The following is a 12,704-nucleotide window of genomic DNA, read 5'->3' on the forward strand; positions in this document are numbered from 1 at the left end:
ATCAAAATCCAATCGGCTTTTTCTTCAGCATACTTTTTGAAACACTACCAAAAATAGATTAACCTCAAACTTCTAATTCTTATAAATAATGAAAAACACCCAACTTATCTAGCACATCTAAAGACAATTGTTTACGTAGAGCAATATCATCACCAGCTTTCATTTGCATATTTAAAGCAAATGCCACCACTTGCCCATCTGCCTTTTCAACAAAACCCACATACCAACCCACTTGCGGGTCTACAGCCATTCCCCAGCCACTTTTAGCATATAGACGATTCTCCCCTCTGCGCTCTACATACAACATCTCTTTCACTTGTTGCTGAACTTCAGGTTTAAAAGGCAATTGCCCTTGGGCTAAATCATACACAAACTTTACTTCTTGTATAGGTGTAATTGTCAAAGGCCCTTTCAACCAAAATTGATCAACTTCCGTGCCTATTTGCATATTGCCATAACCAATACGTTGCAATTCACTTTGCATTAAGCTTGGACCAATACGACGTGCCAATTCTTGATATACAGGCACTGTAGATGCTTGCATGGCTTCGCCCAAAGTAAAATCTTTGTCCCATGCTTTAAAAAAACGTGGCTTTCCATCCCACTTAAATATTTCTGTAGATGTTGCTTTATGATTTTCTAAACCAATTAGTGCATTGGCAATTTTAAATGTAGATGCAGGAATATAAGCTGTTTTTGCTCGGTCTAAATGCGTGCCATATTTTTTAATATTTTGACCATCATATGTGACAAACACAGCATCAGCTGAGATTTCATTAAAAAGCGCTTGAACATTCTGATCGATGATTGAGTTATTCACTTGTGGAATTGTACTTGTTTTTGCTCGACTCATACTATGCTCAGCACAAGCCCCAATACTTATGCTTAAGCAAACTAAACTCAATATTTTTAATAATTTCATGATATACAACTTTAAAATTTGGTAGTGTTTCAAAAAGTATGCTGAAGAAAAAGCCGATTGGATTTTGATAAAATAGAGAAATGCAAATAACTCTAGCAATCAAATGTCCAACCTGCCTCAGTGATAGTATAAAGAAAAATGGTATCAAAGTAGATGGGAAACAAAACTATCAGTGCAAAGACTGTAAACGTCAGTTTATTGGTGATCATGCACTGAGCTATCTAGGATGTAAGTCAGGTATTACTCGTAAAATATTACAGTTGATGGTCAGAGGCAGCGGTATACGAGATATTGCTGAAGTTGAGCGCATCAGTATCGGTAAAGTTTTACGTACTTTAACTGAATCAACCTATGAAATTCAGCCTCAGCAAAGTCATTATGAATCTCTCGAAGTAGATGAGTTCTGGAATTTTGTTGGAAATAAAAAGAATAAACAATGGCTTATTTTTGTTCAAAAGTCATATTTTACCTCGGAGAAACCGGACATTTTTATTGGTGAGAATATAGACACTTTAAATGGGTTCTAACACTCTCGTTTCGTATAACAGCCATTATGTTAAATTGTAGTAAGAACTTTAATGCGATAGAGCAGAATGTATATGCAAAATAAGCTTGATAACATTATTCAAGAATTAAAAGAACTATCTGGGAATAGTCGTCTAAACATAGAACTACCTGATGATATTTTCATATCTGCTTATGAACGAAAAATAGGTTTTATTTTTCCAAAAGATTATAAAAAAGTTTTGAAAGAGATTAGCAATATCTTTTATGGAACAATTGAATTAGCGTCTCTTACAGATGAGAAAGAATGCTATCGAGGGCTATCTCAGATATTAAATGATGCTAGGGAGCAAGGTCTGCCAGAAGATTGGCTACCTATTTGTGAAGATAATGGTAGTTATTATTGCCTATCTCCTAATCATAAAATTAGATATTGGACAGCAGATGGATATAGCGATGAGCAGTGGGAAGATTTAGCAGATTGGATCAAGCAAGTTTGGATAGATGGAAATTAAGAATTTCTAAAATTAACATAATACACCTTATACGAAATTAAAAAATGGAGCCTAAAGCTCCATTTTTTAATAACTTTTTTTAAATTGCTAAGCGTAAATTCAGTGCTTTTACAACTTTAATCACAGTATCAAAACTAGGGTTAACATCACCAGAAAGTGCTTTATAAAGACTTTCTCGGCCTAAGCCTGTATCTCGTGATAATTGAGCCATTCCTTTAGCTTTTGCAATGTTACCTAAAGCCTTTGCAATGAATGCGGCATCGCCATTAGATTCTTCAATACATGCTTGTAAGTAAGCCTGCATATCATCCTCTGTTTTAAGATGCTCAGCACTGTCCCATTTGCGAAGTTTAATAGCCATTTATAGCTCCTCCTCTAAATCTTGTGCCAATTGCAGGGCAAGTTTTATATCTTTACTTTGCGTAGACTTATCTCCGCCTGCTAAAAGAATAACAACCCTTTGCCCTTGCTTGCAGTAATAAATCCTATAGCCTGGCCCAAAGAAGAAACGTAATTCAGAAACACCTTCACCGACCGGCTCAGTATCTCCAAAGTTTCCATCTTCAACCCGATCAATTCGGACTTGTATGCGTCTTTTTGCCTGCTGGTCTTTTAACTTGGTGAACCAGTCATCAAAGACTTCAGTGGTATATATTGAGTACATAAGTAGAATGTATCCTATAGGATACATTTATGCAAGAAATAAAGGCGAATTCAAACATGAGGTGCGACAGTTTCAAAAGCCATATGATAATCAACAAGCTGAGCAAATTTCTCTAATGGTGTAAGCCAATCTAACGCCTTTCTAGGACGAGTATTCAGTGACATGGCAACTTGATTTAAATAATGCTGATCTGCCTGATTTAAATCAATCCCTTTAGGTAAATATTGCCTAATTAAACCATTCATATTTTCGCATGTGCCTTTTTGCCAGGGTGAATGTGGGTCACAGAAATATACATCTATGCCTAAATCTTCTTCGAGTATTTTATGTTCTGACATCTCACGTCCACGGTCATAGGTCAACGTTTTACGCAGTTCTGCAGGTAAATATTTCAGAGCTTCAGTTAAAGCCTTGCGCACTGATTCTGCCTTTGCATCAGGTAATGTTGCCAAGATACAGAGCCGTGTATTTCGTTCAATAAGTGTTGCTATCGAACTTTTATTGTCTTTACCTTTAATTAAATCAGCTTCCCAATGACCCGGTATTTTTCTTTCTTGAACTTCGGCTGGGCGCTCATGAATAGTTTTAATATCCTGTAATATAGAATCTTTTTTAGGTTCACCGTTAGCTTTTCGCTTTTTATTTTCATGACGTAGACAGGATAATAAGTCTTTTTTCAACTCACCCTTTGGTAATGCTCGTATCGTTGAATAAATCGTTGTATGGCTTACATTCATTGTTTGATCCAAATCAGGAAATGTCTTTAAACGCTTTGCTATTTGCTGAGGAGACCATAAACAACGGATCGCTTCAACAATAAATTTCCAGAGGATTGAATCGATTTTGAGTTTTCTGTGACCACGTCTACGTCTAGCAAAAGTGTTATCAGAAGCATATTGAGCTTGATAAACGTCATTGATGCTATTTCTTTTAAGCTCACGATAGATCGTACTAGGATGTCTTTTAATGAGTTCAGCAAATTTTCTGGCTGAAAAGCCTTCTTTTCTTGACTCAAGCATTAATGCAGTACGATCTTCAAAGTTAAGATGATGGTATGACAATTTTATATACTCCATAAACCCTTTAAATTAATTAGGTGGTTTATGTCGCACTTCAAGTTTTACTCTGCCCTCCATTGTTTTCAATTTATCGGATTTCTAAAAACATGAGATATATGTTTCAATAAAAGTTTTTAAGAACTTTATACACCAAATACCAATGCTTCACTTATGATAAAGTGGATTAAAATTGCAGAAAATGGGTAAATCCATAAAAAATGTCAACATCTTCAAATATACAATTGTATTTCAATTTCCGTTGTTTATAGTTGGAACATTTTTTTAAATCTCTACACTCAAGGTTAGATTTATGTCTACTGCTCATAAAAAAGCATCCTTATTGCAAAAAGTCAGTAAAGGACTCACAGTTGGTTCAGTCATTACAGGAAGCACGTTTTTACATGGTCCCCCTGTTTTGGCACTCGGTTTTACCAAGCTGTTTAAAAAATCAAAAAAAGTAGACGAAACCAATATTCAATTGGCCAATAGCTGGATTGGTGTAAACAACCACCTGATTGAAAAGGTGCTGCCAAACCTAAAGTGGGATATGGGTATAGGAAGTTCAACCGCCCTTTTTGGCGAGTCTGGCGGGTAGGAAGCGGCCGCGCAAGCGCCGCTTTGGGCACAGATCGGGCACAGATCGGGGGTTCATGCGTGGGTTTTCGACATCGCGGGGCCACGCAGCGGCTCAGTGCGTAGCCATTTCTCACCGAATCCCGGCACAGGGCCGAGCGCAGCCCTGCGGGGTCGTGGCCGCATCGGATCGGACTCTGGCTTGGCTGCCGGCTGTGTGGCCGGCGCCTCATCACGCGGCGGGCGGCGGGGCGCGCGCTGCGGGCCGGTAGTGCGCTTGCTCCAGCGCGCCGTGTTTCTCGAAGTGGGCGAGGATGGCGCGAATGGCCTTGGGGTCTTCGATGCTGGCGACGATCCGCACCGCGCCGCCGCAGTGGGCGCAGGTGGTGATGTCGATGGAAAAGACCCGCTTGAGCCGTTGCGCCCAGCTCATCGCACGGCGCTTCTGCTCGGGGCTGCGCGGCTCGTCGTGGGCGCTGACGTCCACTGGCGCCGCATCGCCCGCAGGCCGCCTGCCGCGCCCCGAGGGCGTCAGCTGCGCGCGCAGGTTTGCATTCGGGGCGAATACGCCGTGGAAGCGGGTGAGATGCGCGCGTGGCGGCGGGACCAGTGCCGCCAGCTTGGCGATGAAGTCCACCGCATCCCATTCGACATGCGTGGTGCCATTGCGCCACGGCGTCTTGAGCTGGTAACGCACCCTGCCCTGTGGCGAGATCGATAGCCGCTGCTCGCTGATCGCCGGGCGCGTGATGTAGCGGCACAGCTTTTCGAGCTTGTGGCTTTCGTGTGCTTCCGCGGCCACGCCGGCATGCAGCGAGAAGCCGCCGACCTTGCCGGCGTCGCCCTCCAGCGGACCGGCGTCGCCAGGCAGCGTTTGCAGCGTGACGACCTTGCGGCCAGCGTCGCGACCGGTGGCGATGCGGTAGGTCATCGAACTCATCCGCAGCCCATCCATGCCGTCGTCGCTACCCGCGCTGTCGGACAGGAACACGGATTCGTCTTCGCCTTCGAGCCAGCCGCGGCGCGACAGGTGCCGGCACACGCGATGCGCGATGGTGTTGGCCAGTTCCGTCAGTTGCGCCGATGTGGGCGCACGGGTGCGGTGCAGGCGCGGCTTGCGCTGCGGACGCTCGGTGGTGTCCTCGTACACGCCGTCGAGCCACAGCATGTGGAAGTGGATGTTGAGATTCAGCGCGCTGCCGAAGCGCTGGATCAGGGTCACCACGCCGCATTGCGCCGTATCCCGCGGCACGCCGGCCTGATCGGCAAGCCAACCGGCGATCACACGATGCACGATGCCCAGCACCGGGCCGATCGCCTCAGGCTTGCTGGCGAACAGGAAGCGCAACGGGTACGGGAAACTCAGCACCCATTGCCGCACCGGCCGCGGGCCGAACACCTCGTCCACCAGATGCCGCGCCGACTCGGCCATGCGCCGTGCGCCGCAGCTCGGGCACAGCCCGCGCTTCTTGCAGGAATACGCCACCAGCCTCTCGGCACGACAGTGCTCGCAGACCACGCGCAGGAAGCCGTGCTCGAGCACGCCGCAGCGCAGGTAGGTCTCGAACTCCTCGCGCACATACTCGGGCAGCGGGCGGTCTTCGGCCTCAAGACGCGCGATGAAGTCCGGGTAGTGCGCCTGCACTAGCGCGTACAGCAGCGTGCGCTCGGGCAGGTGGCGCGCGTAACGCGCAGCGGCGTGGGCGGCCGGCAGTGGCGCGCACACCTCGGCCTGCCGCCGGGGTGCGGTCAGGCGCGGCACGCAGCGCTCCGTTGCAGGGACGGCTGCTCAGGGTTGCGCCCGCGAGCACGCGTTCATATCGGCGTTTTCTGATCTTCGCGTCAGACATTGCCGCGGGGCGGGTAGGAAGTCTCCCGCCTCGGACGCCAGAACGCACAAAGCCCGGCACGAGGCCGGGCTTTGTGGTCTTGCTTGATGGATCGCGGGGCTTAGAAATCCATGCCGCCCATGCCGCCCATGCCGCCGCCGGCCGGCATCGCCGGCTCGTCCTTCTTCGGGGCCTCGGCCACCATCGCTTCGGTGGTGATCATCAGGCCCGCGATCGACGCGGCGTTCTGCAGCGCGGTGCGGGTGACCTTGGTCGGGTCCAGGATGCCGAACTCGATCATGTCGCCGAACTCGCCGTTGGCGGCGTTGTAGCCGAACGCACCCGAACCTTCGACCACGCGGTTGAGGATGACCGACGGCTCATCGCCGGCATTGGTCACGATCTCGCGCAGCGGGGCTTCCATCGCGCGCAGGGCGATCTGGATGCCGTGGTTCTGGTCTTCGTTCACGCCCTTGATGCCGGCGATCGCCGCCTTGGCACGGATCAGGGCGACGCCGCCGCCCGGGACGATGCCTTCCTCGACGGCCGCACGGGTCGCGTGCAGGGCGTCTTCGACGCGCGCCTTCTTTTCCTTCATCTCGACTTCGGTGGCGGCACCGACCTTGATCACCGCAACGCCGCCGGCCAGCTTGGCCACGCGCTCCTGCAGCTTCTCGCGGTCGTAGTCGGAGGAGGTCTCCTCGATCTGCGCCTTGATCTGCTTGATGCGCGCCTCGATGCCCGCGCCTTCGCCGGCGCCATCGATGATGGTGGTGTTTTCCTTCGACACCTGGATCTTCTTGGCGCGGCCGAGGTCCTTGATGGTGGCCTTCTCCAGCGACAGGCCGACTTCCTCGGAAATCACCACGCCGCCGGTCAGGATCGCCATGTCTTCCAGCATCGCCTTGCGACGGTCGCCGAAGCCCGGGGCCTTCACCGCGCAGACCTTGACGATGCCGCGGATGGTGTTGACCACCAGGGTCGCCAGCGCTTCGCCTTCGACTTCCTCCGCCACGATCAGCAGCGGCTTGCCGGCCTTGGCCACGCCCTCGAGGACGGGCAGCAGGTCGCGCACGTTGGAGATCTTCTTGTCGTACAGCAGGATGAAGGGATCATCCAGGTCGGCCGACATCGACTGCTGGTTGTTGACGAAGTACGGGCTCAGGTAGCCGCGGTCGAACTGCATGCCCTCGACCACGTCGAGTTCGTTGTCCAGGCCGCTGCCTTCCTCGACCGTGATCACGCCTTCCTTGCCGACCTTGTCCATCGCCTGCGCGATCAGGTCGCCGATGTTGGCATCCGAGTTCGCGGAGATCGCGCCGACCTGGGCGATTTCCTTGCTGGTCGACGACGGCTTGGACAGCGACTTCAGTTCGCCGACCGCGGCCTTCACCGCCTGGTCGATGCCGCGCTTCAGGTCCATCGGGTTCATGCCGGCGGCGACCGCCTTCATGCCCTCGCGGATGAACGCCTGCGCCAGCACGGTGGCGGTGGTGGTGCCGTCGCCGGCGTTGTCGGAGGTCTTGGAAGCGACTTCCTTCACCATCTGCGCGCCCATGTTCTCGAACGCGTCAGCCAGTTCGATTTCCTTGGCGACGGAGACGCCGTCCTTGGTGATGGTCGGCGCGCCGTAGCTCTTCTGCAGCACGACGTTGCGGCCCTTCGGGCCGAGGGTCGCCTTCACGGCGTTGGCGAGCACGTTGACGCCGCGCACCATCTTGGAGCGCGCGTCTTCGCCGAAACGAATGTCCTTGGCAGCCATTGCGAATTACCTCGAAAAATTATTCGGATGAGAAATGTGTGGGAGCGACGCGCGATCAGCCGAGGATCGCGAACAGGTCGTCTTCCTTCACCACCAGCAGCTCGACGCCGTCCAGCTTCACTTCGGTGCCGCTGTACTTGCCGAACAGCACCTTGTCGCCGACCTTGACCTGCGGCGCGCGGACCTGGCCGTTGTCCAGCACCTTGCCGGTGCCGACGGCGACGACTTCGCCCTTGATCGGCTTCTCGGTGGCCGAATCCGGGATCACGATCCCGCCGGCGGACAGCTTCTCTTCTTCCATGCGCTTGATGACCACGCGGTCGTGCAGCGGCTTGATATTGGACATGGCAACCTCGGTAAATGGTTGATTGACGTGGAAAAACCCGGCGATTTTAGCAGTCGCGCGAAGCGAGTGCCAAACCGCGGACAACAGAACCGGGCGAACCCGGCATGCCACCGAGATGGGGCGGGCCCGCCGACTTTCAAGGGCCGCACGCGGATGTCCGCCAGGCCCGCCGGATCGGGGCAGCCGCTACCCTATGCCGGTGAGCGCCCTGATCTGCTTCTGCACCTGTCCCGACGCCGACAGCGCCGAGCGCATCGCCACCGCGCTGGTGGCCGAGCGCCTGGCCGCCTGCGTCAACCTCCTGCCCGGCCTGCGTTCGGTCTATCGCTGGCAACGCAAGGTCGAGGCCGCGGCCGAGGTCCTGCTGCTGGTCAAGACCAGTGCCGAGGCCTACCCCGCCCTGCAGGAACGCCTGCGCCAACTGCATCCCTACGAACTCCCGGAGCTGCTCGCGGTCGAAGCCGCGTCCGGCCTGCCCGAATACCTGCAATGGCTGGCCGCCGAGAGCCGACCGGTAAACTGAGCCAATGACCGCATCCACGATCCGCCTGCGCCGCTGGCTGGCCGGGCTCGCCCTGCTGCTTGCGCTGCCCGCGACCTCGGCCGTCGCCCAGGACTTCGAACTGCCGCCGGTCGACGAGGTCTTCGTCCTGTCCGCGCAGGCCACCGCGCCGGACCGCATCGAGGTGCGCTGGCGGATCGCCGACGGCTATTACCTGTACCGGCACCGCACCTCGGTCAAGGCCGATGCCGCCTTCACCGGCGCGACCATGGCGCTGCCGAAGGGCAAGGCCTACCGCGACGAATTCTTCGGCGACGTCGAAACCTACCGCAAGGAATTGCTCGGCACCCTCACCGGCACGCCCGCGGCCGGCGCGAGCGCGACCACCCTGACCGTGAAGTACCAGGGCTGCGCCGATGCCGGCGTGTGCTACCCGCCGCAGACCCGCACCCTGAAGGTCGCGTTGCCGGGCGAAGCGGGCGCTGGCGGCTTCGGCTGTAAGGCGCGCGGGCTGCATGATTATGTCGTCAAGAACGGCTCTGCCGATCATCCCAACGCCGAGGTGAAATTCGCACTGGGTGATGTGGTCAACACCATGATCGGCTGCACTAATGGTGAAACGATCATGCTGTGCCACGACACCTCGCTGCCGCGCCCCTATTCTCTCGGCTTTCGGGTGCAAGGCACCGAGGGGCTGTGGATGGACGTCAACAAGTCGATCTATCTGGAGGGCAAGAGCCCACAGCCGCACCGCTGGGAGCCTGCCGAGGGCTGGTTTGCGAAATACGATCACCCGCTATGGAAACGCTACGCCGATCTGGCGGCAGGGGCCGGGCATGGCGGGATGGACTGGTTCGTGATCCACGCTTTTGTCGAGGCGCTGAAGGCCAAGGCCCCGATGCCAATCGACATTTACGACGCGCTGGCCTGGAGCGCGATCACGCCTCTGTCGGAACAATCGATTGCTGAGGGCAATCGCACGTTAGATTTTCCCGACTTCACCCGAGGGCAGTGGCGCACCCGCAAGCCGATCTTTGCGCTGAACGACGCCTATTGATCGACGCGATTTAGGCCAAGCGCACCGCAAAGGCGAAATTGGTAATCTTGTCGGTATCCTTGACGCCCGGCGCGCTTTCGACGCCGCTGGAGGTATCGACCAGCGGCGCTCCGGTGCGCGCAATCGCCTCGGCAACATTCGTCGGATTTAGCCCGCCTGCCAGCCCCCACGGCAAGGCACCGCGATATCCGGCCAGCAGCGACCAGTCGAACGCCAACCCCATGCCGCCGGGCAGCGCGCCTTTGGGGGTCTTGGCGTCGAACAAGATCAAGTCCGCCGCCCCGGCATAGGCTGCGGCGCGTGCGACATCGCTGGCGCTGGCGACGGGCAGCGCCTTCCACACCGGCTTGCCAAACCGCGCGCGCAACTGGGCCACGCGTTCGGGCGATTCCGAACCGTGCAGCTGCAGCGCGTTCAGCTTGGCTGCCACCAGTGCGTCGGCGATGACAGCATCATCCGCATCGACGAACAAACCGACCATGGCGATCTGGCCAGCTGCGCGCGATGTCAAAGCGCCCGCGACATTCGACGTAACCGCACGGGGCGACGCTGGATAGAACACCAACCCGGCATAGTCCGCCCGCGCCGCGATGGTCGCATCGAGCGCCTCGGGTGTGCTGATCCCGCAAATCTTGATTTTCGCGGGCATGCGGTCAGTCGGGGTTCTGGATCAGCCGCACCAGCGTGCAGTCGGGATCGATCAGGTAGCCGATCCTCAGGCCGCTCGCCTCCAGTTGCGGAGCTTTGAAGCGCGGCCAGCCGGTGCTTTTTTCCTCGGCTCCCGCCGCGTTCACCAATGCCACCATGGCATCGAGATCATCCAACCGCAGGCAACAGCCGAACGAGCTCGTAGCTGGGTCGAGGTCAGGATAGGGGAAGAATTCGAGCTGCAAACCGCCGCGCTGCAGGATCATCCAGCCGCGATCCTTCCAACTCGTCGCAAAGCCCAGCTTCGCATAAAACGCCTCTGTCACATCGAAATCGCGCGATGGCAGATTGGGGGTGACGTGGTCAGCCATGGCTCAGCGCAGCTTGTCGGCCATGCGGGCCGTATGAGTGATTGCGGCGCGGCTATCGGGGGCGGAATGGCTCATCACGATCATGCTGGCCTTGGGGAACGCCGCACCAAACGCGCGCGCTGACGCGGCGTAGTGCTCAGTGTCGGCATCACCGAGATTGCCGAGCGACTTGGCCTTGCTGTCCTTGATCAGGCAGCCACCAAAAGCGATGTCGGTGCCGTCGATCCCAACGGTGATATTGTCACTGGTGTGGCCGGGGCCGGGGTAAAATACCTTGAGCGGGCCAAAGTTGGGCGCGGTTGCTGGTTCGACCCAGCCATTGGCGGCGAAAGTCAGGCTGTGTTGCGCCGCAACCATCCCCTCTTGCGGGGCAAGCTGGTTCGACAACGCATTGGCATAAGTCGCAATCCCCGCCGCATGCAGCGCGTCCATACCGCCCATCTTGTCCTGATGCGCGTGAGTCACCACCGCCAGCGCGACCGGCAGGTTGATCTCCTGCTTGATCCAGTTGAGGATCTGGGCGGTCTGGTCATCGGTCCAGGCGGTATCGACCACCAGCACGCGGCCGCCATCCCTGACGATCAAACCGTTGGAAGCGACTGCCCCGAAACCCGGCATGTCGAGATAGGAAGTGTGCTGCCAGACATTCGGTGCGAGCTGGCGGAAAACCAGATCGCCAAACCGTTGGTCGCCAGTTTCCATTTGCTGGCCAATCGTCGGGCGGATTTCACCGGGCATGCACCCGCTCAGCATCAATGCAGCGGCTAATGCGGTGCTCAGCTTCGCGACCGGGTGCATAATATTGGGCAATTCCATCAAGTTTTCCTTTTATTCAGCATTAAAAACCCCGCAAATGCGAGGCCTAGTAAATAGATGATCTTAATTTGGTTCACTGTAGCAAAAATATGGGGCGAATTCAAACATGAGGTGCGACAGTTTCAAAAGCCATATGATAATCAACAAGCTGAGCAAATTTCTCTAATGGTGTAAGCCAATCTAACGCCTTTCTAGGACGAGTATTCAGTGACATGGCAACTTGATTTAAATAATGCTGATCTGCCTGATTTAAATCAATCCCTTTAGGTAAATATTGCCTAATTAAACCATTCATATTTTCGCATGTGCCTTTTTGCCAGGGTGAATGTGGGTCACAGAAATATACATCTATGCCTAAATCTTCTTCGAGTATTTTATGTTCTGACATCTCACGTCCACGGTCATAGGTCAACGTTTTACGCAGTTCTGCAGGTAAATATTTCAGAGCTTCAGTTAAAGCCTTGCGCACTGATTCTGCCTTTGCATCAGGTAATGTTGCCAAGATACAGAGCCGTGTATTTCGTTCAATAAGTGTTGCTATCGAACTTTTATTGTCTTTACCTTTAATTAAATCAGCTTCCCAATGACCCGGTATTTTTCTTTCTTGAACTTCGGCTGGGCGCTCATGAATAGTTTTAATATCCTGTAATATAGAATCTTTTTTAGGTTCACCGTTAGCTTTTCGCTTTTTATTTTCATGACGTAGACAGGATAATAAGTCTTTTTTCAACTCACCCTTTGGTAATGCTCGTATCGTTGAATAAATCGTTGTATGGCTTACATTCATTGTTTGATCCAAATCAGGAAATGTCTTTAAACGCTTTGCTATTTGCTGAGGAGACCATAAACAACGGATCGCTTCAACAATAAATTTCCAGAGGATTGAATCGATTTTGAGTTTTCTGTGACCACGTCTACGTCTAGCGAAGGTGTTATCAGAAGCATATCGAGCTTGATAAACGTCATTGATGCTATTTCTTTTAAGCTCACGATAGATCGTACTAGGATGTCTTTTAATGAGTTCAGCAAATTTTCTGGCTGAAAAGCCTTCTTTTCTTGACTCAAGCATTAATGCAGTACGATCTTCAAAGTTAAGATGATGGTATGACAATTTTATATACTCCATAAACCCTTTAA

13 protein-coding genes and 4 pseudogenes are annotated in these 12,704 nt (G+C 53.3%); 6 read left to right on the forward strand and 11 right to left on the reverse strand.

The annotated features are described in order from the left end of the window. Window positions 1–79: 79 nt before the first annotated feature. Entirely contained in the window at window positions 80–922 is an 843-nt protein-coding gene (locus CDG55_RS00370) for a carbapenem-hydrolyzing class D beta-lactamase OXA-58 (protein WP_002002480.1), read from the reverse strand. 80 nt (window positions 923–1,002) lie between these two features. Between CDG55_RS00370 and CDG55_RS00375 the strand changes: the two are divergent. Continuing rightward, window positions 1,003–1,371: pseudogene (locus CDG55_RS00375) on the forward strand (IS1-like element ISAba3 family transposase); the annotation flags it as partial. A gap of 150 nt (window positions 1,372–1,521) precedes the next feature. Then, on the forward strand, window positions 1,522–1,941 hold the full coding sequence (locus CDG55_RS00380; protein ID WP_001180106.1) for an SMI1/KNR4 family protein: 420 nt from the start codon (window positions 1,522–1,524) through the stop codon (window positions 1,939–1,941). A gap of 79 nt (window positions 1,942–2,020) precedes the next feature. Here CDG55_RS00380 and CDG55_RS00385 read toward each other — a convergent pair whose 3' ends face one another. Genes CDG55_RS00385 through CDG55_RS00395 form a run of 3 tightly spaced genes read right to left on the reverse strand, consistent with a single transcriptional unit; the run spans window position 2,021 to window position 3,624 of the window. Beyond that, complete coding sequence (locus CDG55_RS00385) at window positions 2,021–2,302, reverse strand: addiction module antidote protein (RefSeq protein WP_000985609.1); 282 nt, start codon at window positions 2,300–2,302, stop codon at window positions 2,021–2,023. Beyond that, window positions 2,303–2,605 carry a type II toxin-antitoxin system RelE/ParE family toxin gene (locus CDG55_RS00390; RefSeq protein WP_000286964.1) on the reverse strand — a complete coding sequence of 101 codons (303 nt, stop codon included), beginning with the start codon at window positions 2,603–2,605 and terminating at the stop codon, window positions 2,303–2,305. It lies immediately after the preceding gene. Between the two features lie 50 nt (window positions 2,606–2,655). Further along, on the reverse strand, window positions 2,656–3,624 hold the full coding sequence (locus CDG55_RS00395; RefSeq protein ID WP_012308653.1) for an IS30 family transposase: 969 nt from the start codon (window positions 3,622–3,624) through the stop codon (window positions 2,656–2,658). A 349-nt stretch (window positions 3,625–3,973) separates the two neighbouring features. On the opposite strand from CDG55_RS00395, the pseudogene CDG55_RS00400 reads away from it, so the two are divergent. Beyond that, a pseudogene (locus CDG55_RS00400) lies at window positions 3,974–4,219 on the forward strand (hypothetical protein); the annotation flags it as partial. Between the two features lie 249 nt (window positions 4,220–4,468). On the opposite strand, the gene CDG55_RS00410 reads toward CDG55_RS00400, so the two are convergent. The 3 genes from CDG55_RS00410 to groES form a co-directional block, all read right to left on the reverse strand. Then, window positions 4,469–5,962, reverse strand: coding sequence for an IS91 family transposase (locus CDG55_RS00410; protein ID WP_043907034.1), 1,494 nt, complete (start codon window positions 5,960–5,962; stop codon window positions 4,469–4,471). A 224-nt stretch (window positions 5,963–6,186) separates the two neighbouring features. After that, a complete protein-coding gene (gene groL, locus CDG55_RS00415) occupies window positions 6,187–7,827 on the reverse strand; it encodes a chaperonin GroEL (RefSeq protein WP_004201176.1) in 1,641 nt (546 codons plus the stop codon). A 55-nt stretch (window positions 7,828–7,882) separates the two neighbouring features. Continuing rightward, window positions 7,883–8,173, reverse strand: coding sequence for a co-chaperone GroES (gene groES / locus CDG55_RS00420; RefSeq protein ID WP_004201172.1), 291 nt, complete (start codon window positions 8,171–8,173; stop codon window positions 7,883–7,885). Between the two features lie 193 nt (window positions 8,174–8,366). Here groES and cutA point away from each other — a divergent pair, with 193 nt between their 5' ends. The 3 genes and pseudogenes from cutA to CDG55_RS15425 all read left to right on the forward strand — a co-directional run. Next, window positions 8,367–8,696: a divalent-cation tolerance protein CutA gene (cutA, locus tag CDG55_RS00425; RefSeq protein ID WP_004201171.1), complete on the forward strand. Its 330-nt coding sequence runs from the start codon at window positions 8,367–8,369 to the stop codon at window positions 8,694–8,696. A gap of 4 nt (window positions 8,697–8,700) precedes the next feature. Further along, window positions 8,701–9,075 (forward strand): annotated as a pseudogene (locus CDG55_RS15420) (protein-disulfide reductase DsbD domain-containing protein); the annotation flags it as partial. Window positions 9,076–9,165: 90 nt separating this feature from the next. Continuing rightward, a pseudogene (locus CDG55_RS15425) lies at window positions 9,166–9,732 on the forward strand (twin-arginine translocation (TAT) pathway signal sequence domain protein); the annotation flags it as partial. Between the two features lie 10 nt (window positions 9,733–9,742). Here the strand turns inward: CDG55_RS15425 and CDG55_RS00435 are convergent. From CDG55_RS00435 to CDG55_RS00450, 4 genes are all read right to left on the reverse strand, one after another. Then, window positions 9,743–10,381 (reverse strand): phosphoribosylanthranilate isomerase, encoded by a 639-nt coding sequence (locus CDG55_RS00435; protein WP_004201168.1) that lies wholly within the window; start codon window positions 10,379–10,381, stop codon window positions 9,743–9,745. A 4-nt stretch (window positions 10,382–10,385) separates the two neighbouring features. After that, window positions 10,386–10,751 carry a bleomycin binding protein Ble-MBL gene (ble, locus tag CDG55_RS00440; RefSeq protein WP_004201167.1) on the reverse strand — a complete coding sequence of 122 codons (366 nt, stop codon included), beginning with the start codon at window positions 10,749–10,751 and terminating at the stop codon, window positions 10,386–10,388. A 3-nt stretch (window positions 10,752–10,754) separates the two neighbouring features. Beyond that, window positions 10,755–11,567 (reverse strand): subclass B1 metallo-beta-lactamase NDM-1, encoded by an 813-nt coding sequence (locus tag CDG55_RS00445; protein WP_004201164.1) that lies wholly within the window; start codon window positions 11,565–11,567, stop codon window positions 10,755–10,757. 100 nt (window positions 11,568–11,667) lie between these two features. Further along, a complete protein-coding gene (locus CDG55_RS00450) occupies window positions 11,668–12,636 on the reverse strand; it encodes an IS30 family transposase (RefSeq protein WP_005804963.1) in 969 nt (322 codons plus the stop codon). Window positions 12,637–12,704 lie beyond the last annotated feature (68 nt).

Origin of the sequence: Acinetobacter sp. WCHA45, from assembly GCF_002165255.2 — a bacterium.
GTDB lineage: Bacteria > Pseudomonadota > Gammaproteobacteria > Pseudomonadales > Moraxellaceae > Acinetobacter.

Bases quoted from the DNA above. Each gene is read 5' to 3' on its own strand.
- CDG55_RS00385 (WP_000985609.1), bottom strand. From the start codon at position 2,302: ATGGCTATTAAACTTCGCAAATGGGACAGTGCTGAGCATCTTAAAACA.
- CDG55_RS00395 (WP_012308653.1), bottom strand. From the start codon at position 3,624: ATGCTTGAGTCAAGAAAAGAAGGCTTTTCAGCCAGAAAATTTGCTGAA.
- cutA (WP_004201171.1), top strand. From the start codon at position 8,367: ATGCCGGTGAGCGCCCTGATCTGCTTCTGCACCTGTCCCGACGCCGAC.
- CDG55_RS00390 (WP_000286964.1), bottom strand. From the start codon at position 2,605: ATGTACTCAATATATACCACTGAAGTCTTTGATGACTGGTTCACCAAG.
- ble (WP_004201167.1), bottom strand. From the start codon at position 10,751: ATGGCTGACCACGTCACCCCCAATCTGCCATCGCGCGATTTCGATGTG.
- groES (WP_004201172.1), bottom strand. From the start codon at position 8,173: ATGTCCAATATCAAGCCGCTGCACGACCGCGTGGTCATCAAGCGCATG.
- CDG55_RS00445 (WP_004201164.1), bottom strand. From the start codon at position 11,567: ATGGAATTGCCCAATATTATGCACCCGGTCGCGAAGCTGAGCACCGCA.
- CDG55_RS00435 (WP_004201168.1), bottom strand. From the start codon at position 10,381: ATGCCCGCGAAAATCAAGATTTGCGGGATCAGCACACCCGAGGCGCTC.
- CDG55_RS00370 (WP_002002480.1), bottom strand. From the start codon at position 922: ATGAAATTATTAAAAATATTGAGTTTAGTTTGCTTAAGCATAAGTATT.
- CDG55_RS00380 (WP_001180106.1), top strand. From the start codon at position 1,522: ATGCAAAATAAGCTTGATAACATTATTCAAGAATTAAAAGAACTATCT.
- groL (WP_004201176.1), bottom strand. From the start codon at position 7,827: ATGGCTGCCAAGGACATTCGTTTCGGCGAAGACGCGCGCTCCAAGATG.
- CDG55_RS00450 (WP_005804963.1), bottom strand. From the start codon at position 12,636: ATGCTTGAGTCAAGAAAAGAAGGCTTTTCAGCCAGAAAATTTGCTGAA.